This window comes from Ensifer sp., from assembly GCF_035999185.1.
GTDB lineage: Bacteria > Pseudomonadota > Alphaproteobacteria > Rhizobiales > Rhizobiaceae > Ensifer.
The window spans coordinates 23790-45880 of sequence record NZ_DASYHB010000056.1; the positions used below are offsets into that span (position 1 = coordinate 23790).

A 22091-nucleotide genomic window follows, 5' to 3' on the forward strand; every position below is an offset into this window, starting at 1 on the left:
CAAGATCATGTCGATTGGGCGCAAACTGCTGATCGCCTTGCCCGTCTGCCTGCTGCTGACGGGGCTGACGGGCTTTGCGATCGAGAAGGCCGACGAGGCCTTCCCGCCGCCACTCGCGGAGGCTGATGTCGTCTCGCGCGAAGTGGACGATGCCAATGGGCAACTGTTGCGCGCCTTCGCCACGCCGGACGGTTTGTGGCGGCTGAAGACGACGGTCGACGATGTCGATCCGCAGTTCCTGAAGATGCTGATCGCCTATGAGGATCAACGCTTCGAGGAGCATTCCGGCGTCGATCTTCTGGCGCTCGGTCGTGCCGCGCTGCAGTTCGTCAGCAACGGCCGCATCGTCTCCGGCGCCTCGACCCTCTCCATGCAGGTCGCCCGGCTGATCGAACCCCGCCAGCAGCGCTCTGTGACCGCGAAGCTGCTGCAAATCGCCCGCGCGATCCAGATCGAGCGGCGGCTTTCGAAGGACCAGATCCTCAACCTCTATCTCACCCACGCGCCCTATGGCGGCAACATCGAGGGCGTGCGCGCTGCAAGCCTTGCCTGGCTCGGCAAGGAGCCGAAGCGGCTGACCGCCGGCGAAGCGGCACTGCTGGTGGCATTGCCGCAACTGCCGGAAAAGCGTCGGCCGGATCGCAACCATGCGGCCGCCGTTGCCGCCCGAGAGCGGGTCCTTTCGCGCCTTGCGGTCGCTAACGTCATCGGAGACGGCGAGGCCGAACGCGCCATTGCGACGCCGGTGCCGTCACGTCGCCTGCAGCTTCCGTCCCATGCCGCCCATCTCGCCGAGCGGGCGCTCCGCAAGGACCCGAAATCCGTTCGGCATCAGACCACCCTGCGCCTCGCCGTGCAGCGCAATCTCGAGGCCGTCGCGCGCGACGGCGCGATCAAGCTCGGGCCGAAGGTTTCGGTCGCCATGGTGATGGCCGATGCCCGGACCGGCGAGATCGTCGCGTCGGTCGGATCGGCCGACTATTTCGACGCGAGCCGCTCCGGCTGGATCGACATGACGCGCATCACGCGCTCCCCTGGTTCAACCCTAAAACCGTTCATCTATGGCCTTGCCTTCGAGGAAGGGCTCGTCAGCCAGGAAACGATCATCGAGGATCGGCCGGCGGACTTTTTCGGCTATCGTCCACGCAACTTCGACATGAGCTACCAGGGCGACGTCAGCGTGCGCGAGGCGCTGCAATTGTCCCTGAACGTGCCGGCGATCCGTCTGCTCGACGCGGTCGGCCCGTCAGAGCTGATGATGCGGTTTCGCCGCGGCGAAGTGAAGCCGGCGCTGCCCGTTGGCGAAGCGCCAGGGCTTGCGATCGGCCTTGGCGGTGTCGGGCTTTCGCTGCGCGATCTCGTCCAACTCTACGCAGCGCTTGCCAATCGCGGCTTTCCTTTAAGCTTGGGTGACGGCATCGATGGTAAGGCCGGGCTGATCGAGGCTGAACCGCTGTTGTCTCCGGTCGCCGTCTGGAACGTATCCGATGCTCTCTCCGGCGTTCTGCCGCCGACGGGAAGCCGCCAGCGCGGCATCGCCTATAAAACCGGCACCAGCTACGGCTATCGCGATGCGTGGTCGGTCGGCTATGACGGCCGCCATGTGCTCGGCGTCTGGGTCGGGCGGCCCGACAATGGTGCCGTACCGGGCCTCACCGGTTACGGCAGCGCCGCGCCCATTCTCTTCGAAGGCTTTGCCAAGTCCGGTTTCGGCATCACGCCTCTGCCCGACGCACCGGCTGGCGCCATCCGCATCTCGCAGGCCGAACTGCCTGTCAGCCAGCGCCGTTTCTCGCTGACCGCGAGCGGTCTCGTCAACGCCTCGGCGCGCGAACCGGCACCGCAGATCGTTTTTCCGCCAGAGGGTGCGCGCGTCGAACTTCGTGCGGACCATCAGGCGCTCTCGCCGCTAACCCTCAAGCTGCAGGGCGGCCGCGCACCCTTCCGTTGGCTCGCCAATGGCAAGCCGCTGCCAGAACTCACGCGCAGGCGCGTGACGCAATGGCAACCGGATGGTGTCGGCTATTCGACGCTGACCGTCATCGACGCGGTCGGGCGCGCTGCAAGCGTCGGCGTCTTCATAGAGTAGCGATACTCTCATCGGGCAAGGGACTGCCATTCTTTCCCTTGAGCGCCGCCGCGATCTCCTCTTCCAGGCGCGCAGCGTCAAGCGGCTTGTGCAACAGGCGAAGGCCACTTGCGTTCACCTGCTTCAGCCGGGCGGAGGAGGTATCGCCAGACAGGATCAGGACCGGCACCTCACGACCGAGATATGTGGTGATTTCCCGGACGGCATCGATACCGGTCTGTCCGTCGCGCAGATGGTAGTCCGTGACGACCATGTCGACCGGTGCTTCGCCCCGGCGCGCCGCTTTCGTGTGCGCGTGGCGAGCGGCGGCGGCCGAACCGCCCGCATAGACGCGATATCCGAGCGTGCGCAGCAGCAGCGCCGTCGCGTCCATCGCGTCGGGCTCGTCGTCAATGACGACAATTCCGCCCTGCTGCTTCGTTGGCGTCGGATGCGCCCGCCCTTTCCGCGGCGATGCGACCGGCGCCGTCACCGGCAGCGTGATCGAGAACATCGAGCCGCGTCCTTCCGTCGAGACAACCTGGATGGGGTGACCGAGCAGCTGCGCAGTCCGCTGGACGATCGCGAGACCAAGGCCAAGCCCCTGGGCTCGGTCGCGCGTCGGGTTGCGAAGCTGCACGAACTCCTCGAAGATCGCCTCCTGTTCGGCGACGGGGATGCCGACGCCCGTGTCCCAGACCTGCACCTCCACGGTCAGACCGCGACGCCGGCATCCGATCATCACGGTACCGGTCGGCGTGTAGCGGAACGCATTTGAAACGAGGTTGTCGAGGATGCGCTTCAACATCATCGGGTCCGTGTCGACCCAGATGTCCGTCATGACGACACGCCACTCCAGCCCCTGCCCTTTGGCGATGCCGGAGAACGCCACCCTGAGATCGGAGAACACGCGCCTGAGCGCCAGCGGCTCGCGTGTGACGGTCACGACACCGGCGTCGAGTTTGGAAATGTCGAGCAACGCGTCCAGGAGACCGCCGAGGCTGCCAATGACCGAGCGTGCGCGCTCGGCAAGATCACGCGCGCTCTTGGCCGGCACGTCTCCGTTTCGGCCAAGCACTCCAAGCGTCGAGATGAAAAGGCCGAGCGCGTGGATCGGCTGGCGCAAGTCGTGGCTGGCGGCGGCCAGAAAGCGAGATTTGGCACGATCGGCGCTTTGCGCCTTGTCGCGCTCTTCCTTGAGATCACCGATCAAGGACAGGTTCTCGAAACGCAGCCGCACGGTCTCGGCAAGCGTGCGATGCGTCACCCGGCTGTAATAGAGATCGACGCCGAAGAGGCAGATGGTGAAGACCAGGTAGGTATCGTAGATCGGTCCATCGCCAATGAAGCAACGTACCGCAAAAGGCAGCAGCATCGCCAAAAGCGATCCGGCATAGGCGAGCGGAAAGGCCGACAGCGAAGGCACTGCTCCGCTCGCAATACCGGTGATGACGATGCAGATGAAGGCGAGTGTTTGCGGCTCGTCCGGTTGGAAGGCAAACCAACCAAGCGCTCCCCACAGGCCGCTCGAGGCCCAGGAAAGCAGGGTGAAGCGCCACGCCCAACGTCTCCAATCCCGGTTTCGCCGCGCCACGGGTTCAAGGCGGTATCGCCAATCGATAAAGATGCGCGCGGCCGTCAGGACATAGAGGGCGGCGATCCACGCCAGCAGCAGGTTTTCGGGCACCCATTCCCGCAGCACGTAGGCAACCGGCAGTGGAATAGCGAAATTCGCGAACAGCACCGCGTATGATTGGCGAAATAAAAGGTCTATCAAGAGAGGCTGCAAATTCTCGCGAGTCTCCACTGTTCTTCCTCTCCTGGTTTGGCGCTCTAACTCTGCAGAATTGCAGAATGACATAAAGGGTTTCTCACATGCGTAAACCGCTGACGATCATCGTGGCGGACGACCACGCCATCGTTCGGGAAGGCCTGAAGCTGCTGCTTTCGACGATGGCGCATGTATCGGTGGTTGCGGAGGCTGCTGACGGCGAGGCACTTGCAGGCCTGGCCCGCGCCGGTGGCGCTGACCTCATCCTTCTCGATCTCGGCATGCCGGGGGTCGCGGGCGTGCAGTTCATCACGGAGCTCAGAGCGATCGCGCCGCGAACGAAAATCCTGGTGCTGACCGCCAATGTCGAGCCACGAACCGTGCGCGCGACGATCGAAGCCGGTGCCTGCGGTTACCTGACCAAGAGCGGCGATCCCTCCGAACTCGATGCGGCGTTCGACGCGGTGGCGAGAGGCGAGGTTTATCTCAGCCACGCCGTCCGCTTCGCCGTCAGCGAACCCGATCGGCAGCGGGATCCTCCTGCAGCCGATGCCGCCCTTTCTCCCATTCCTCTCACCCGGCGCGAAATGCAGATCCTTTCTCTCGCGGCGCAAGGCCTGACGGCACGCGAAACCGCTGACCGTCTCGGCATCAGCCCGCTGACGGCGCGCAAGCATCGCGAAAATCTGATGCGCAAGCTGAGCCTGCACAGCGCAGCTGAAATCGCCGCCTACGCGGTGCGTATCGGCCTGCCGGTCTCCTGACACGGCCATGCGCTCTCCACGTCTCGACGGTCACACTCCCTTAACCACCTGAGCATAGGCGAGCGCACTGTCGCTTCGAAATACGGCACCTGCCGTATATCGCACGCCTACAACCAAGCGTAGTTCTCCTGCCGAAACCGGGCCTGATCTCGATGCGTCGAGGTGCAACGCCGTCCGCCGGACGGTGCCCGTGAAACTCTGGAGGATCCGCCATGCCCTCGATCGAGCACTGGATATCGTTTGCGCTTGCCACGGCGATCTTTGCCTGCATACCGGGACCTGCCATTCTCTACATGACGGCCCAAACGCTTGCTCACGGTCGCAAGGCGGGCTTCCTCGCCGCACTTGGGATCCACATCGGCTGCTACGTGCATATCGCCGCGGCGGCCCTGGGGCTTGCGGCGCTGCTGCAGCACGCGCCGCTTCTTTATGCCGCAATCAAGCTCTGCGGCGCGGTCTACCTTGTCTGGCTTGGAGCGACCATGTTGCTGGGGACCGGAAAACATGCCGCCCATTCGGACGCGGTGAACCCCGGCGTCCTTCGCGACAGTATCGTCGTCGAAATTCTCAACCCCAAGACGGCCCTGTTCTTCGTGACCTTCCTGCCGCAGTTCGTCGATCCCGCCGCATCGATGCCGGTATCCCTGCAGTTCCTGATGTTCGGTCTTCTGGTGAACCTTGCCTTGTCGATCGCCGACGTTGCGGCGGTGCTGCTTGCAAGCCTCACGCTCGGACGTTTCGCGGGCAACGCAAACCGTCTGGTTCCGCGCGCCTGCGGCTCCATCCTCATCGGCCTCGGCCTGATGCTGGCAAGCCAGCCGATCTGAGACGCCCGAAGACGACCCGTGCCGACGGAACGGCCATGGTGTATCGTATGACACGCTGGAGTGGAGGGGTCGGACCATGCTCAATGCAACGGAGATTGCCAAAGCCGCCGAAAGCCTGCATCAGGCAGAGCACGACCGCAAACAGATCGGGCTGCTGTCGCTTAAGCACCCGGACATGACGGTCGACGATGCCTATGCGGTGCAGGCGGCCTGGGTCAGGCGCAAACGTGACGAAGGCCACCGGATCATCGGCTGGAAGATCGGCCTGACCTCCAACGCGATGCAGCAGGCGCTTGGCATCGACACCCCCGATTCCGGCGTCCTCTTCGACAATATGCTGTTCGACGATGGCGCAACGGTTCCGGCCGATCGCTTCATCCAGCCGCGCGTCGAAGCGGAAATCGCCTTCGTCATGAAGTCTGGCCTCAAGGGGCCGAGGGTCAACATCGTGCAGGTGCTGAATGCGACAGACTATGTGATGCCGGCACTCGAGATCCTCGACACCCGCATCTTGCGCTCCGACCCAAAAACCAAGAAGGCGCGCACCATCGTCGATGCAATCTCCGACAATGCCGCCAATGGCGGCCTCATTCTCGGCGGCCGTGCCGTGCGTCCGGATACCGTCGACATGCGCTGGATGGGTGCGATCGTCTCGCGCAACGCGGTGATCGAGGAGACAGGGCTTGCAGCCGGTGTCCTCAATCATCCGGCGCGCGGCATCGCCTGGCTTGCCAACCGTCTGGCGCAGTGCGGCGACGCGATCGAGCCGGGCCAGATCGTGCTTTCGGGTTCGTTCATCCGCACGGTCGAGGCCAAAAACGGCGACACGATCGTCGCCGATTTCGGCGCCTATGGCTCAGTGAGTTGCCACTTCGCGTGAGGCGCGCGCCTACTGCACCAGGATAGCGCGGAAATCGTTGACGTTGGTGCCGGTCGGGCCGGGCTTGAAGAGATCGCCGAGCGCGTCGAAGGCCGTCCAGCTGTCGTTCTTCTGCAGCAGACCCGCCGCGTCCAGACGCTGTGCCGCAAGCCGGGCGATCGTCGTATCGTCGGCAAATGCGCCGGCATTGTCCTCCGACCCGTCGATGCCGTCGGTATCAGCAGCAAGCGCCGAGACGCCCTTCGCACCATCGATGCCGAGCGCCAGTGCCAGCAGGAATTCGCTGTTGCGGCCGCCCTTGCCTTTGCCGCGGATCGTCACGGTTGTCTCTCCGCCGGAGAGCACGACGACGGGCTTCGTGAATGGGCGTCCGCGGCCGGCGACTTCGCGGGCGATCGCCGCGTGGACACCGCCGACGTCGCGCGCCTCGCCTTCGATCGCGTCGGAGAGAATGATCGCCTCGATGCCAGCTGCGCGTGCCTGCTCAGCTGCCGCTTCCAGCGAGACGGAAGCAGATGCGATCAGACGAACTTCATTTCGCGAATAGCGCGGATCGTCAGGCGACGGGGCAGCACTATCAGCGCTACGGATCCAGGCCATGACGTTCGTCGGCAAATCCAAACCGTAGCGTTCAATCAGCGTCAGCGCGTCTTCGCGCGTGCTGGCGTCGGCAAGCGTCGGGCCGGATGCGACCAGCGCCGGATCATCGCCCGGGATATCGGAAACGATCAGCGAGACAACCTTCGCCGGATAGGCGGCGGCGGCGAGCCTGCCGCCCTTGATCATAGAAACGTGCTTGCGCACGGCGTTCATGGCGCTGATGGGTGCGCCGGAGGCAAGCAGCGCCCTGTTGACGGCGATCTCGTCTTCCAGGGACAGGCCGGGCGGAGGCGAAGGCAGGAGCGCCGAGCCACCACCGCAGACCAGCGCCACGACAAGATCGTCCTTCGTCAAGCCGCTAACCTCGGCGAGCAGCCGCTTCGACGCCTGCATGCCGTTTTCATCCGGCAGCGGATGCGAAGCTTCCAGAACTTCGATGCGCTCGCAAGGAGCAGCATAGCCGTAGCGGGTGACGACCACGCCAGAAAGCGGACCGTCCCAATGACGCTCGAAGGCGGCCGCCATCTGCGCGGCACCTTTGCCAGCACCCACGACGACGGTTCGCCCCTTCGGCCGTTCCGGCAAATTGGCGGCAATCACCTTTTCAGGATCAGCTGCGGCAACGGCAGACGTGAACAGGGTTTCAAGGAACCGGCGTGGGTCGTTGATGGCTGGCATTGATCTCCCCTTGGCATGTCGCATCCATCGGATACGCCACCCTCATCCATAGTTCCATCACGTCGCTGGAACCACATGAAAGTCTCGGGCGGCGGTTCCTCCAACCGCCGCCCGGACACATGACCAGCCAAAACAATGGGATGCCGGACGGGTCATGTGCATTGCTGCGCTCGCTGGAGGCTCAGGCGACCTGGTGGTTCGCCATACGCTCCAGCGCGCGGACGAGACCGGAGTGGTCAAGACCGCTGTCGCCATTAGCGGCGCAGTTGTTGAAGAGCTCCTGGGTCGCAGCCGTGTTCGGCAGCGAGATGCCGAGCGACTTTGCGCCCTGGAGCGCCAGGTTCAGGTCCTTCTGGTGCAGCGAGATGCGGAAGCCCGGGTCGAAGGTTCGCTTGATCATGCGCTCGCCGTGAACCTCGAGAATGCGCGAGGAGGCAAAGCCGCCCATCAGCGCTTCGCGGACGCGGGCCGGATCGGCACCCGCCTTGGATGCAAAGACGAGCGCTTCGGAAACCGCTTCGATCGTCAGCGCGACGATGATCTGGTTGGCAACCTTGGTGACCTGGCCATCGCCGCAATCACCGACCAGCGTGATGTTCTTGCCCATCAGCTTCAGCAGCGGCAGGGCGCGGTCGAAGCTTTCCTGTGCGCCGCCAGCCATGATCGACAGCGAAGCGTTCTTCGCGCCGACTTCGCCGCCCGAGACCGGGGCGTCGATGTATTCGGCGCCGGTCTCACGAACCTTCTTTGCGAATTCCTTGGTTTCGATCGGCGAGATCGAGCTCATGTCGATGACCAGCTTGCCCTTGGAAAGGCCGTAGGCAACGCCGTTTTCGCCGAAAAGAACGTCCTTAACTTCGGGTGTGTCGGGCAGCATCAGGATGATGGTGTCGACGGCCTCGGCGAGCGCCTTCGGCGTCTCGACGAACTTCAGACCGTTGTCCAGCAGTTCCTGGCGCGGCGGGATGACGAATTTCGAGGTGACGATGGTGTGGCCGGCGTCCTGCAGGTGGCGCGCCATCGGCGTACCCATGATACCCAGTCCAATGAAACCGATTGTTGCCATGGTGCTTAGCTCCTGATCTTGATGATGTCTGCGGATTGGGTGCGCTGGCGCTCGGCGCCGAGCCAGCCGAGGCCGTCGGCCGTCGTGGTGCGCGGCTTGTATTCGCAACCGATCCAGCCGTCGTAGCCGGCCGCTTCCAGCGCGTCGAAGACGAAGGGATAGTTGATCTCGCCGGTGCCCGGTTCGTTACGACCCGGATTGTCGGCGAGCTGCACGTGAACGATGCGATCGGCGAAGCGCTTGTAGGTGCCGATCAGTTCGCCCTGGGTGCGCTGCTGATGATAGAGGTCGTACTGGATGAACAGGTTGTCGCTGCCCACTTCCTCGATAATCGAGGCCGCCTGCTCCACCGTGTTCAGATAGAAGCCGGGGATATCGAAGTCGTTGATTGGCTCGATCAAGAGGCGGATGCCCTGCTTGCCGAGCTCGCTCGCGGCAAGCTTGAGGTTGGTGACGAGCGTATCGCGCAGCACCTTTTCCGAGAGGCCATGGGGCGCAATGCCGACGAGGCAGTTCACCTGCTTGCAATCGAGCGCTGTCGCATAGTCGATGGCGCTGGCAACACCCTTGCGGAATTCGTCGACGCGATCCGGCAGGATGGCGATTCCGCGCTCGCCGCTGGCCCAGTTGCCGGCCGGCAGGTTGTGCAGAACCTGGGTCAGGCCGAAACGCTGAAGTTCGGCGCGCAGGCTCACCTTTTCGAACTCATAGGGAAACAGATATTCCACGCCTTCGAAACCGGCCTTGGCAGCAAGGGCGAAACGGTCGAGGAACGGCACCTCGTTGAACAGCATTGTCAGGTTCGCAGCGAACTTCGCCATGCGATGTTTCCTCCTTGTATTTATCCTTGGACGGGATGCGGGCAACGGATCGCCCGCACCGCCTAGTCAGTTGGGCCTTAGTCGAGCAGGGCCGTGATCGCGGTCGGTACGTCCTCGCCACGCAGCGCCAGTTCCTCGAACTCGACGACGGCGTTGATGTCGGCGCCCATCGAGATGTTGGTGACGCGCTCGAGAATGAACTCGATGACGACGGGAACCTGGTGCTCGTCCATGAGCGCCCGTGCCCGGTCGAAGGCTTCCTGGAACTCGTTCGGGCTGCGCACCCGGATCGCCTTGCAGCCGAGACCTTCGGCAACCGCGACGTGGTCGACGCCGTAGCCCTTCTCCGCATCGCCCGACGCATTGATGTTGTCGAAGGCGAGACTGACCTCGAAGTCCATGTTGAGGCCGCGCTGTGCCTGGCGGATGAGGCCGAGGTAGGAATTGTTCACGACCACGTGCAGGTAAGGCAGCTTGTGCTGGGCACCGACCGCCAGTTCCTCGATCAGGAACTGGAAGTCGTAGTCGCCCGAGAGTGCCACGATCGTCCGGTCAGGATCGGCGGCGCGAACACCGAGGGCTGCCGGCAGGGTCCAGCCGAGCGGGCCGGCCTGGCCGCAATTGATCCAGTTGCGCGGCTTGTAGACGTGCAGGAACTGGGCGCCGGCGATCTGGCTGAGACCGATGGTCGAGACGTAGCAGGTGTCGCGGCCGAAAGCCTTGTTCATCTCCTCATAAACGCGCTGCGGCTTGAGCGGCGTCTGGTCGAAATGCGTCTTGCGCAGCATGGTGCGCTTGCGCTCGCGGCACTCTTCGGCCCAGCCGGACCAGTCGCGCAGCTTGCCCGCCGTCTTCCATTCGGTCGCAACATCGAGGAACAGTTTCAGCGCAGCGCCGGCATCCGAGACGATACCGAAGTCAGGCGCAAAGACGCGGCCGATCTGGGTCGGCTCGATGTCGACGTGAACGAACTTGCGGCCTTCCGTATAGGTCGGGACGTTGCCGGTATGGCGATTGGCCCAGCGGTTGCCGACGCCGAGAACGAAGTCGGAGGCGAGCATGTTTGCGTTGCCGTAGCGGTGCGAGGTCTGCAACCCGCACATGCCGGCCATCAGCGGATGGTCGTCCGGGATCGTGCCCCAGCCCATCAGCGTCGGGATGACCGGGATGCCGGTGATCTCGGCAAATTCGGTGAGCAGATCGGAGGCATCGGCGTTGATGATGCCGCCACCGGCGACGATCAGCGGCCGCTCCGCTTCGTTGAGCATCGCGATCGCCTTCTCGGCCTGGGCGCGGGTCGCCTTCGGCTTGTAGGCCTCAAGCGGCTGGTAGGTGTCCGGATCGAACTCGATCTCGGCGAGCTGAACGTCGACCGGCAGGTCGATCAGAACCGGGCCGGGACGGCCCGAGCGCATGATGTGGAACGCCTTCTGGAAGACGAAGGGAACGAGTGCCGGCTCCATGACCGTGACCGCCCACTTGGTAACGGGTGCTGCGATCTTGGCGATATCGACCGCCTGGAAGTCTTCCTTGTCGAGGCGGGCGCGCGGCGCCTGGCCGGTGATGCAGAGGATCGGGATCGAATCTGCCGAGGCCGAATAGAGGCCGGTGATCATGTCGGTGCCGGCAGGACCGGACGTGCCGATGCAGACGCCGATATTGCCGTGCTTGGCGCGGGTGTAGCCTTCCGCCATGTGCGAGGCACCCTCGACGTGGCGCGCCAGGATGTGGCGGACGGAACCGCGCGCCTTCAGCGCCGAATAGAACGGGTTGATGGCAGCGCCAGGCACGCCGAAGGCACAGTCGATGCCTTCCTTCTCCAGAACAATAACAGCCGCATCAACGGCACGCATTTTAGCCATGGGAACTCCTCCAATTTCCTGAAAACATAATCCATCCATCTCGATTGGCAACACGCAAATGGAAATCATTTCCATCATGTGGAAATAAAGATTTTCAATAATTCGGAGAAAATCACTGCGTGGGCTGATAGAGGATGATGGGCGAGAGATGTGATTTGCAGCGAGGCTTTATGGACGGCAACGGCAGGGGAAAACGTGGACGCAAGGCGGGCGAGAACGCCGCCCCTTCATCCGTCCAGGTGCTTGATCGAAGCCTTGCGCTGTTGACGGTCGTGGCTGAGGGCGACGGCTCGACCCTGACCCAGCTTGCCGATGAGACCGGCATGGCACCATCGACCGTACACCGGTTGCTGACGACGCTTGCCGGACACGGCATGGTGATGAACGATCCGGATACCGGCGCCTGGACCGTCGGCCTCAAGGCCTTCGAGATCGGCAACGCCTATCTGCGCTTCCGCAAGCTCGGCACCATCAGCCGCCCCTTCCTCAAGGGGCTGATGGAGGAAAGCGGCGAGACCGCCAATATCGGCATCGAGGAAGGCGGCGACGTCGTCTTCATCTCGCAGGTCGAGAGCCACGCGCCGATGCGCGCCTTCTTCCGCCCCGGCCGCCGTGGTCCGGTGCATGCATCGGGCATTGGCAAGGCGATCCTTTCCACTTGGTCGGACAAGGAGATCGCCCAGCTCCTCGGCGGTCGTGAGCTCGCCCACTTCACCGACAAGACCCGCGACACGCTGCCGGCGCTCTTGAAGGACATCCAGGAAATCCGTCATCGCGGCTGGTCGGTCGACGATGAGGAACACACGCTCGGCATGCGCTGCGTCGCGGCCCCGATCTTCAACGAATACGGCGAGACGATCGCCGGCATTTCGATTTCAGGCCCGTCGGTGCGCGTCAACGACGACAAGCTATCGACCTTCGGCCCGATCGTGCGGGAACGCGCCGATGCGCTCACCAAGGCGATGGGCGGCAAACGACCCGAAGACCTGTAGACCCGTCGAAAGCAAACGCCGCGCAGCCAGGGGACACGCGGCGTCTTGAGAATTTGGGCTCGCATGCCGTTTCCGGTTTTGCGAGCCCGGATCGGAAACGTCGATCAGGCCGTTTCGAGGCTCCTGGTCTCTGTCACTGCCGCATCTCTCGTACCGTCCGCTCCGCGCTTCATCGGCTTACCGGCAACGTAGGTTTCCGCCACTGAGCGGTCGTCGCCCATCGTCTGCAGGATGAAGAGTTCCTCAGCCAGCGAACCGGCGACCCGCATGCGCAACTCCATCGATGGCTTGGCGCGGCTGTCGAGCACGACGATGTCGGCATCGGCGCCGACATGCAGCGAGCCGATGCGGTCTTCGAGATCGAGCGCCCGGGCGTTGCCGAGCGTCAGGCGGTAGAACGAGTTGAACGGCGTCAGCCGCTGGCCCTGCAGGTGCAGCACCTTGTAGGCCTCGTCCATGGTCTCCAGCATCGAGAAGCTGGTGCCGGCGCCGACATCGGTTGCGACCGACCAGCGCGCGCCGAGCTTGTCGAAACGATCGCGATCAAAGAGACCGGAGCCGAGGAAGAGGTTCGAGGTCGGGCAGAAGGTGCCGACGGCTCCTGTTTCGGCTAGAACCGAGATTTCGCGGTCGCTCAAATAGATACAGTGACCAAGCAGTGTCTTGCGCGTCAGCAGATCGTAGCGCGCGTAGATGTCGGTATAGTCCATGGCCTCAGGATAGAGCGAGGTCGCGAAAGCGATCTCATCCTTGTTCTCCGAAAGATGCGTCTGCACGTAGCATTCCGGATGCTCGGCGACGAGCACGCGGCTCATCTCCATCTGCTCCGGCGTCGAGGTGATGGCGAAACGCGGGCTGATGGCATAGTGCGCGCGGCCACGGCCATGCCACTTTGATATCAGCGCCTTGGTTTCGTCATAGCCCAGTTGCGGCGTGTCGCGCAGCGCGTCCGGCGCGTTGCGGTCCATCATCACCTTGCCGCCGATCATCAGCATGCCACGCGCTTCCGCAGCGCTGAAGTAGGCGTCCACGCTTTCAGGGTGCACCGAGCAATAGGCGACCGCCGTCGTCGTGCCGTTGGACAGCAGCTCATCCATGAAGCGGCCGGCGATGTAATTGGCATGTTCCGGTTTGCGGAACTTCTGCTCCTCGACGAAGATGTAGGTGTTCAGCCATTCGAGCAGCTGCGCGCCATAGGACGCGATCGCCTGCGTCTGCGGGAAGTGCAGGTGCGTGTCGATCAGGCCCGGCAGCACGAGATTGGGACGATGGTCGGCGACCTTGACGCCCGGGCCGGCACGGCGGGCGACCTCGGCATGTTCGCCGATATCGGCAACCTTGCCATTGCGAACCAGCACGGCGCCGTCTTCGAAGTAGCGATAGGATGCGGCGTCGTCGATGCCCTTGGGCTCATCGACGAAGGTCAGCACGCGGCCGCGGATCAGAAGATCGGTCATTGGGTCTTTCCTCCATTGACGACAGATTCGTACCAGGCGACGAGCAGCTGGCGCTCTTCGTCCGACACGGCCGTCACGTTTGCCGGCGGCATCGCGTGGGTGCGGCCGGCCTGCAGGTAGATTTCGCGCGCGTGGTTGGCAATCTCGGCATCCGTCTCGAGCGTCACGCCCTTCGGCGGAACGATCATGCCCTCCCAGCCCGGCTCCTTGGCGTGGCACATGGAACAGCGGCCAAGGACGGTGTCACGCACCTTCGGAAAGGCTTCCGCCGTCACGAATGGCTGCTGTGCTGCGGAGATCTTCTCCTCCTCGCCGCCGCCTGAGAGAATCTTCGGCACGGTCGACAGCCACATGATCGCAACGAAAAGAAGCGCGGTCACGAGCCAAGTCCAGGTCGGGTTGCCCTTGTTGGCGTGGCGGGTGTTGAAATAGTGGCGGATGGTGACGCCCATCAGGAACACCAGCGAGGCGATGATCCAGTTGTACTGGGTGCCGAACGCCAGCGGATAGTGATTGGACAGCATCAGGAACAGAACCGGCAGCGTCAGATAGTTGTTGTGGGTCGAGCGCTGCTTGGCGATCACGCCGTACTTGGCGTCAGGCGTGCGGCCGGCGATCAGGTCGCCGACGACCACCTTCTGGTTCGGAATGATGATGAAGAAGACGTTCGCCGACATGATCGTCGCGGTGAAGGCACCGAGATGCAGGAAGGCGGCGCGGCCGGTGAAGAGCTGCGTGTAGCCCCAGGCCATGGCGACCAGGATGAAGTAGAGAAGCACCATCAATCGGGTATTGTCACGCCCGAGGGGCGACTTGCAGATCGTGTCATAGGCGAGCCAACCGAAGGCGATCGAAGCAAGCGAAATGGCAATCGCCACCGGCTTCGAGACGTCGAGCACATTGGGATCGATCAAATAGAGATCCGCGCCGGCATAGTAGACCAGGCAGAGCATGCCGAAGCCCGAAAGCCAGGCGACATAGGATTCCCATTTGAACCAGATCAGGTGCTCGGGCATGTTGGCCGGCGCGACCAGGTATTTCTGGATGTGGTAGAAGCCACCACCATGCACCTGCCACTCTTCGCCATAGGCGCCGACAGGCAGGTGGGGATGCTTCTTCAAACCGAGGTCAAGGGCGACGAAGTAGAAGGATGAGCCGATCCATGCAATGGCAGTGATGACGTGCAGCCATCTCACGGCAAAGGTCAGCCAATCCCAGGCGATGGCATAGTCGTACATGAAATTCTCCCATTTCTCCTCTCGCCATTATGTGTCATTGCTGGAGGTCGCGGGAACGTCGCTGCTTCACCAACACTTTCAAAAAAATCTATAAAATAGCGACGTAATGGATAGGCTAGAGAGAGCCTGGAGGAATGGGACGAAGGCATGTCTTATCTGGACAATGTGCGCGTCTTCGTACGCGTCGTAGAGCTTGGAACCCTGTCGGCGGCGGGTCGCGACCAGCGCGTGACGCCAGCGGTTGCAAGCAATAGAATCAAAGAGTTGGAACGCCACATGGGCGTTCGCCTGTTCAATCGGACGACGCGCAAGCTGACCCCGACGGAGCACGGTCGCGTCTTTTACGACGGTGCCGTAAAGATCCTCGAAGCGGTCAACGAAGCAGAAAATGCGATCGCCGATCTCTCGCGCAATCCGAAGGGCGCTTTGAAGATTACTGCGCCTTTGGGGATAGGTCGGCGGCTGATTGCATCGGGCATTCCGGAGTTTCACGACAAGTATCCAGACATCGAAGTGCGCCTTCGCCTGTCGGACCACAACGTCGATATTCTCTCGGAAGGCGTCGACGTCGCCTTCAAGCTCGGCATCCTCGAAGATTCGAACCTGCGCATGCGCGGCATCATGAACTGCGAGCGCGTCATCTGTGCTGCGCCCGCCTATTTCGAGAAGCGCGGCGTGCCCGAGACCCCGCAAGCGCTGATTGCCGACAAGCACGACTGTCTGCTGTTGCGCTATCCCGGTTCGAAGGAGTTCTTCTGGACGCTCCAGACCATGGAAGGCGTGCGGAAACTCGAAGTCACAGGCCCGTACGATTCCGACGACGGCGACGTGCTGACGCAATGGGCGCTCGACGGGCGCGGCATCATCAACAAGCCGCTGTTCGAAGTGAAGGCACACATCAATTCCGGCGCGCTTGTGCCGATCCTCACCGAAACGCCACCGCTCAGCGTGCAGCTCGCGGCGATCTATCCGCACAAGCGCTTCCAGGATCCGAAGGTCAGGCTGATGATCGACTACATGGCCGAGCGCTGTCAGCGCTTGATCGGCAAGGCGCTGGAATAGGCGCCTAGCCCTTCGGCCTCCGGCATAAAGGCGCTCTGCGTCGGGCCGACGCTTACACCGCCCGGATTGTGCTTTGCCGGCTGCACGCCCTGTCGCCCGAGCCGGCGATCAGCGCAAAAAAGAGGGCGCACCGCAGCTGCGGCCGCCCTCACTAGGCTCACGTCAGCGTTTCACATCGCTGTGTTTCGATTTGCCGGGTACGCCGTCGCCGCCGCCGTTACCGAAGCCGTTGTTGGCGTGCTTAGCTTTGCCGGAGCCACCGCCGTCGCCGCCAGTACCGCCGCCAGTACCGCCGCCATCACCTCCCGTACCACCGCCGTCGCCTCCGGTGCCGCCGCCGTCACCGCCAGTGCCACCCCCATCGCCGCCCGTGCCGCCGCCATCACCGCCAGTACCGCCGCCGTCACCACCCGTGCCGCCGCCGTCACCGCCAGTGCCGCCGCCATCGCCGCCCGTACCGCCACCATCACCACTAGTACTACCGCCGTCACCACCAGTGCCACCATCACCGGTGGTGGTTCCTCCATCGGCGTGCGCAGTGCCGATTACGAACGGCGCGCTATAGTGCGTCAGCACAGCGAATGCCGTGGACAAAAGCAGCACACGAGACAGTTTCTTCATGGTCGTATCCCCTTGTTAAGGCGCCCCTTCTCCGTACGAGTGCGTAAAACGCGAACTGCCCTGAAAGCACTCAAAGAAACCCTGGACGCGTTACTCCGTTAAAGGTCGGTATTGTCGCCAACATTATTTTAGCAAACGCTTTATAATAAGCAGGAGTTGCACGGTCGGTAAGCGACACATTGGTGGTATGTCTTGCTGCGCCCGGGCGATCGCACCGATCCATTCGGGTTAGGGAACACTTACACATCGGCAGGCCACGCGGCTCGGCGGTGCCTCTATCGGGGACAGGAAACTGCGAGACGGGCCGACGCTAGGCTTTAGCTTTCTCAATTCCGGGAATTGCACCGATTTGCCCCACAAGGAAATCAGCCAGCAAGCGAACGCGGGCGATGCCGGCGCGTTCAGGCACGATCAACATGTTCAACGGGACCGGAGGCAGTGAGTAATCCTGCAACAACGGAATCAACCGGCCAGCTTCGATCAGGTCGTCGACAAGCCATTGGTGTGCGGGGGCGATGCCACGGCCGGCAGCAAGTGCCTCACGGGCGGCAAGCCCGTGGTCAACGCGAAGGCGTCCACCAAACGGAATAGAGACATGCCGCCCGTCCATCGTTCTCAAGGCGAGCCTGTCGCTGCCTGCGATGTTCGACATCCGGATACCTTCGTGCGCCGCAAGGTCGCTCGGGGAAAGGGGTAGCCCTCGCACCGAAAGATAATGGGGTGCAGCGACGAGCACGCGCCGGCTTTCGCCGAGTGCCCGCAGCTTCATCGAACTGTCTGAGAGCGGCCCGAGGCGCAGGGCAATATCGATCCCTTCGCGCACCAGATCGATACGTTCGTCGGTCAGGCTGAGGTCAATGCCGATATCGGGATAACGATCCTGGAAGGCAAAGATCAGCCGGCTGATATGCAGCACACCGAGCGCGGCCGTGCAGGACACGCGTATGGTGCCGGCGGGAGCTCCACGTGTGCCGCGCGCCTCGTCGCCAGCCTGTTCGACCAACCGCAGGACCTGAATGCAATTGGCATAGTAGCGGCTACCTTCGTCGGTCAGCGTCACACGTCGCGTCGTGCGGCTGAGAAGCGGTACACCAACCGCTTCCTCAAGCTCCCGCAGATGCCGGGTGACGGTGGATTGGCCGATACCGAGTTCTCGGGCGACGGCCGAAAGGCTGCCGCGCTCTGCAACGCGCACGAAGCTGCGCATGCGCTCCAGCGTCACATCCGATTTATCCATTTTTCGGCACAATCATATCCATTGCAGATATCTACCGCATGAACCGATGTCGGTCTACCTAAGTCTCAGTCGATGACACCAGGGAAGACCAACCATGAAAGTTCTGATTGTCTATGCCCACCCCGAACCGCGGTCGCTCAACGGCGCGCTACGCGATGTCGCCGTCAGGGCGCTGGAAGCCGAAGGCCATGAGGTGCGCGTCACCGATCTTTACGCCGAAGGCTGGAAGTCCGAGATCGATCGTGCCGATTTCCCAGCGCTTAGCCCGGATGCACGGCTCAAACCCGGCCGCGCCTCCAAGGAAGCCTTCGCGAGCAACGCTCTGACCGCCGATGTGAGGGCCGAACAGGAAAAGCTGCTCTGGGCCGATGCCCTGATCCTGCAGTTTCCGCTGTGGTGGTATTCGATGCCGGCGATCCTGAAAGGTTGGGTCGATCGCGTCTATGCCTATGGCTTCGCCTACGGCGTCGGCGAACACAGCGACAAGTACTGGGGCAAGCGCTTTGGCGAGGGCACACTTGCCGGCAAGCGCGCCATGCTGATCGTGACGACCGGCGGCTGGGAGGAACACTATTCGTCGCGCGGGGTCAACGGGCCGATCGACGACCTGTTGTTCCCGATAAATCACGGCGTGCTCTATTATCCCGGCTACGACGTGCTGCCGCCTTTCGTCGCCTATCGGGTCGACGGCCTCGACGAGGCGGGTTTCGAGGTAACGGCCGAGCGGCTGCGGCAGAGAATGCGCACGCTTGAGACGACTGCGCCCATCCCCTATCGGCGGCAGAATGGTGGCGACTACCTGATCCCGACCCTTCAATTGCGACCGGATATCGGCGCCCCGGACGCCCGCGGCTTTGCGCTTCACCTCGATGCAGCGCAATAGTGCGACATGTCGCAGCGGCGCGATCGCCAGGGCTTGCTAGCGCGCAAGCCTTGCGGCGGCTGATCGGCGAGGGACGTCAACTTGTGCCGGCTGGCGAAAATTGAGCGCCGCGGTCATGACTTCGGCGGCGGCAAGTGCTGCAATGACCGCCGGGCGCTTGTCCTTTACGGTCGTGCCGCCGATCGGGCAGATCAGCCGTTCGAAGAGGTCCGGCCGGCCGCTCTCGCGCGACAGCCAGTTCTTGAAGGTGGCGCGCTTCGTCTTGGAACCGATCATGCCGACATAGGATGCGTCGTCGCGGCGAAGCGCTTCGGCGGCAATCAGGAAGTCGAGCGCATGGTCGTGGGTGAGTATCACGAAGGCGCTGCCGGGAGGCGCGTCGCGCACGACCGCTTCCGGCATCGCCGTCAGGCAGGTTTCGATGCCCGGAATGTCCGCGACCGCGGAGAGCTCGTCTTCGCGGGTGTCGACCAGCACGGTGCGCACTGGCACAAGCGACAGCGCCATGGCTAACGCATCGCCAACATGGCCCGCGCCAAAGACATAGACATGCGGGCGGCTGGCAATTTCGAGGTCGCTGCGTTCGATCAGCATGGCGGCTTTCTCCCGGTCGATGCGTGTGAAGGCGAGCGCCACGCGCCCGCCGCAACACTGGCCGATCTCCGGTCCGAGCGGGATTGTCATCGCCTCCAGCGCATCACCACGCTTCAGCGCCCGCCGGCCGTGATCGATCGCCATGTATTCGAGCTGGCCCCCACCGATGGTGCCGAAGAGGCTTTCCGGAGCGACAAGCATCCAGGCGTCGGTGTCGCGCGGCGTCGAGCCGGCGGCACCGCTGACATCCACGAGCACGCAATCCGGCTCGCGTCGGAGAAAGTCCCTGATATCCTCGCGACTTGCCACCATGCCAATCAGCCCTTGTTACCCTTTCTGCCGTGCAGCGGCTCTCAGCCGCTCGATTGCCATCAGCACCCGTTCCGGCGTCGCCGGCGCATCGAGTTGCGGCGCAATACGATACTCCGCAACGCTGGCTGCCGCCATGGACAAGGCCTCAAGAACCGAGATGCCGAGCATGAACGGCGGTTCGCCTACCGCCTTGGAACGGCGGATGGTTTCCTCGCGGTTGACCGACCACTCGGCAAGCCGGGTGTTGAAGACGCGCGGGCGATCGGACGCCAGCGGGATCTTGTAGGTCGACGGCGCATGCGTGCGCAGCCGGCCCTTGGCATCCCACCAGAGTTCTTCGGTCGTCAGCCAGCCCATCCCCTGGACGAAGGCGCCTTCCACCTGGCCGTGGTCGAGCGCCGGGTTCAGCGAGCGGCCAACGTCGTGCAGGATGTCGGTGCGGTCCACCTGGTATTCACCGGTCAGCGTGTCGACGCTGACCTCGGAGCAAGAGGCACCGTAAGCATAATAGAAGAACGGACGGCCTCGGCCTTCCGAACGGTTCCAGTGGATCTTCGGCGTCTTGTAGAAGCCGGCCGCCGAAAGCTGGATGCGGGCGCCATAGGCGATCTTGATGAACTCGTTGAAGCTCAAGCGCTCGGCGCCGATGCGCACCGTGTTCGGCTCGAAGACGACATCGGTTTCGGCGACGTTCCAGCGTTCCGCGGCAAACTTGGTGAGCCGAGCCTTGATCTGCTGGGCGGCGTTGGCCGCTGCCATGCCGTTGAGGTCGGAACCGGACGAGGCTGCCGTTGCCGAGGTGTTCGGAACCTTGCCGGTGGTCGTTGCCGTCACCTTGACCCGGTCGAGGTCGACCTGGAACTCGTCGGCAACCACCTGGGCCACCTTGGTGTAGAGCCCCTGCCCCATTTCGGTGCCGCCGTGGTTCAGATGGATGGAGCCATCCGTATAGACGTGCACCAGGGCGCCGGCCTGGTTGTATTCGGTCTTGGTGAAGGAGATGCCGAACTTCACCGGCGTCAGCGCGATGCCGCGCTTGACCACATGGTTCTCGCGATTGAAGGCGATCACGGCTTCGCGCCGCTTGGCGTAGTCGGCCGAGGTTTCCAGTTCCTCGATGATCCGGCCGATGATGTTGTCTTCCACGGTCTGATGATAGGGCGTCAGGTTCCGCCCCTCGCCGCCGTAGAAGTTCAGCTTGCGGATTTCGAGCGGATCCTTGCCGACCGCATAGGCGATCTCCTCGATCATGCGCTCGCCGCCAACCATGCCTTGCGGACCGCCAAACCCACGGAACGCGGTATTGGAAACGGTGTTGGTCTTCAGCGGACGCGAGCGCAGCCGCACGTTCGGATAGAAGTAGCAATTGTCGGCATGGAACAGCGCACGGTCAGTGACCGGACCGGACAGATCGGCCGAATAGCCGCAGCGCGCCGAAAACACTGCGTCCACAGCCTCGATCCGCCCCTCGTCGTCGAAGCCGAGCTTGTAGTCGACGTGGAAGTCGTGGCGCTTGCCGGTGGCGCACATGTCGTCGTCACGGTCGGGCCGGACTTTCACGGGGCAACGGTACTTCTTGGCGGCGACAGCGGCAACGGCTGCGAAGATGTTGGCCTGGGTTTCCTTGCCGCCAAAGCCGCCGCCCATGCGGCGCACGTTGACGGTCACCGCATTCGACGGCACGCCGAGAACGGTCGCAACCATGTGCTGCGTTTCTGCCGGATGCTGGGTCGAGGAATAGACGAGCACTTCATCGTCTTCGCCAGGGATGGCGAACGAGATCTGCCCTTCCAAATAGAAGTGATCCTGCCCGCCGATGCGCATCTCGCCCTGGAGAATGTTCTTCGACTTGGCAAAGCCCGCTTCGATGTCGCCGCGCTCGAGCTTCAGCGGATCGATGACCAGCGGATAGTTCGCCGCCGCTGCTTCGAGCACGTCGGTCACATGCGGCAGGTCGCGGTACTCGATCTTGACCTTGGCCGCGGCGCGACGCGCCGCCTCGCGCGATGTCGCGACGACCGCAAAGATCGGCTGGCCGTGGAACTCCACCTTGTCGGTGACGAAGATCGGCTCGTCGTGCTTGTGGGCAGGGCTGATGTCGTTTTCGCCGGGGATATCGGCCGCCGTCAGCACGCCGATGACGCCTTCGCTGCTCGAGACCGCCTCAAAATCGATCGAGAGAATATCGGCATGTGCGCGCTGCGACAGGCCGAGATAGCCGTGAAGGGTGCCTTGGGGCTCAGGAATGTCGTCGATGTATTCGGCCGTACCCGACACATGCTTGTGGCCGGACTCGTGCCGCTCGTTTTCATGTACCGCGCCGCGGATTCGGCCGATGGGTTGCATCACGTTCATGGC

18 protein-coding genes are annotated in these 22091 nt (G+C 63.2%); 7 read left to right on the top strand and 11 right to left on the bottom strand.

From position 1 onward, the window contains the following. Nucleotides 1-7 precede the first annotated feature (7 nt). The gene (pbpC, locus tag VGO04_RS05815; RefSeq protein WP_327495014.1) at nt 8-2089 is read left to right on the top strand and encodes a penicillin-binding protein 1C; all 2082 of its coding nucleotides are present in this window, start codon (nt 8-10) and stop codon (nt 2087-2089) included. Here the strand turns inward: pbpC and VGO04_RS05820 are convergent. Then, nucleotides 2079-3812, bottom strand: a complete 1734-nt coding sequence (locus tag VGO04_RS05820; protein ID WP_327495015.1) for an ATP-binding protein — start codon at nt 3810-3812, stop codon at nt 2079-2081. The two genes, pbpC and VGO04_RS05820, sit on opposite strands and share 11 nt — an antisense overlap. A 131-nt stretch (nt 3813-3943) precedes the next feature. On the opposite strand from VGO04_RS05820, the gene VGO04_RS05825 reads away from it, so the two are divergent. The 3 genes from VGO04_RS05825 to hpaH all read left to right on the top strand — a co-directional run bounded on the left by VGO04_RS05825 (nt 3944) and on the right by hpaH (nt 6310). Then, nucleotides 3944-4603, top strand: a complete 660-nt coding sequence (locus VGO04_RS05825) for a response regulator transcription factor (RefSeq protein WP_327495016.1) — start codon at nt 3944-3946, stop codon at nt 4601-4603. Nucleotides 4604-4815: 212 nt separating this feature from the next. Then, nucleotides 4816-5430: a LysE family translocator gene (locus VGO04_RS05830; protein WP_327495017.1), complete on the top strand. Its 615-nt coding sequence runs from the start codon at nt 4816-4818 to the stop codon at nt 5428-5430. A 76-nt stretch (nt 5431-5506) separates the two neighbouring features. Further along, nucleotides 5507-6310, top strand: a complete 804-nt coding sequence (gene hpaH, locus VGO04_RS05835; RefSeq protein ID WP_327495018.1) for a 2-oxo-hept-4-ene-1,7-dioate hydratase — start codon at nt 5507-5509, stop codon at nt 6308-6310. A gap of 9 nt (nt 6311-6319) precedes the next feature. Here hpaH and VGO04_RS05840 read toward each other — a convergent pair whose 3' ends face one another. The 4 genes from VGO04_RS05840 to gcl form a co-directional block, all read right to left on the bottom strand. After that, complete coding sequence (locus VGO04_RS05840) at nt 6320-7588, bottom strand: glycerate kinase (protein ID WP_327495019.1); 1269 nt, start codon at nt 7586-7588, stop codon at nt 6320-6322. A gap of 181 nt (nt 7589-7769) precedes the next feature. Next, entirely contained in the window at nt 7770-8654 is an 885-nt protein-coding gene (gene glxR / locus VGO04_RS05845) for a 2-hydroxy-3-oxopropionate reductase (protein ID WP_327495020.1), read from the bottom strand. A gap of 5 nt (nt 8655-8659) precedes the next feature. Further along, entirely contained in the window at nt 8660-9475 is an 816-nt protein-coding gene (gene hyi, locus VGO04_RS05850) for a hydroxypyruvate isomerase (RefSeq protein WP_327495021.1), read from the bottom strand. A gap of 77 nt (nt 9476-9552) precedes the next feature. Further along, on the bottom strand, nt 9553-11337 hold the full coding sequence (gene gcl, locus VGO04_RS05855) for a glyoxylate carboligase (RefSeq protein WP_327495022.1): 1785 nt from the start codon (nt 11335-11337) through the stop codon (nt 9553-9555). Between the two features lie 170 nt (nt 11338-11507). Here gcl and VGO04_RS05860 point away from each other — a divergent pair, with 170 nt between their 5' ends. Further along, nucleotides 11508-12329, top strand: a complete 822-nt coding sequence (locus VGO04_RS05860; protein ID WP_327495040.1) for an IclR family transcriptional regulator — start codon at nt 11508-11510, stop codon at nt 12327-12329. A gap of 104 nt (nt 12330-12433) precedes the next feature. Here the strand turns inward: VGO04_RS05860 and guaD are convergent, their stop codons facing one another. Together guaD and VGO04_RS05870 are read right to left on the bottom strand one after the other, a co-directional pair. After that, entirely contained in the window at nt 12434-13786 is a 1353-nt protein-coding gene (guaD, locus tag VGO04_RS05865; protein WP_327495023.1) for a guanine deaminase, read from the bottom strand. Beyond that, on the bottom strand, nt 13783-15024 hold the full coding sequence (locus VGO04_RS05870; RefSeq protein ID WP_327495024.1) for a urate hydroxylase PuuD: 1242 nt from the start codon (nt 15022-15024) through the stop codon (nt 13783-13785). The genes guaD and VGO04_RS05870 overlap by 4 nt, the downstream gene beginning before the upstream one ends. 147 nt (nt 15025-15171) lie before the next feature. On the opposite strand from VGO04_RS05870, the gene VGO04_RS05875 reads away from it, so the two are divergent. Continuing rightward, nucleotides 15172-16086 carry a LysR family transcriptional regulator gene (locus tag VGO04_RS05875; RefSeq protein WP_327495025.1) on the top strand — a complete coding sequence of 305 codons (915 nt, stop codon included), beginning with the start codon at nt 15172-15174 and terminating at the stop codon, nt 16084-16086. Between the two features lie 162 nt (nt 16087-16248). On the opposite strand, the gene VGO04_RS05880 is transcribed toward VGO04_RS05875, so the two are convergent. Next, nucleotides 16249-16707, bottom strand: a complete 459-nt coding sequence (locus VGO04_RS05880; protein WP_327495026.1) for a hypothetical protein — start codon at nt 16705-16707, stop codon at nt 16249-16251. A gap of 310 nt (nt 16708-17017) precedes the next feature. After that, nucleotides 17018-17944 (bottom strand): LysR family transcriptional regulator, encoded by a 927-nt coding sequence (locus VGO04_RS05885; protein ID WP_327495027.1) that lies wholly within the window; start codon nt 17942-17944, stop codon nt 17018-17020. Nucleotides 17945-18038: 94 nt separating this feature from the next. Between VGO04_RS05885 and VGO04_RS05890 the strand changes: the two genes are divergently transcribed. Continuing rightward, the gene (locus tag VGO04_RS05890) at nt 18039-18827 is read left to right on the top strand and encodes an NAD(P)H-dependent oxidoreductase (RefSeq protein WP_327495028.1); all 789 of its coding nucleotides are present in this window, start codon (nt 18039-18041) and stop codon (nt 18825-18827) included. A gap of 36 nt (nt 18828-18863) precedes the next feature. Here the strand turns inward: VGO04_RS05890 and xdhC are convergent, their stop codons facing one another. Next, complete coding sequence (gene xdhC / locus VGO04_RS05895; RefSeq protein ID WP_327495041.1) at nt 18864-19730, bottom strand: xanthine dehydrogenase accessory protein XdhC; 867 nt, start codon at nt 19728-19730, stop codon at nt 18864-18866. Nucleotides 19731-19748: 18 nt separating this feature from the next. Next, on the bottom strand, nt 19749-22088 hold the full coding sequence (gene xdhB / locus VGO04_RS05900; protein ID WP_327495029.1) for a xanthine dehydrogenase molybdopterin binding subunit: 2340 nt from the start codon (nt 22086-22088) through the stop codon (nt 19749-19751). Between the last annotated feature and the right edge of the window lie 3 nt (nt 22089-22091).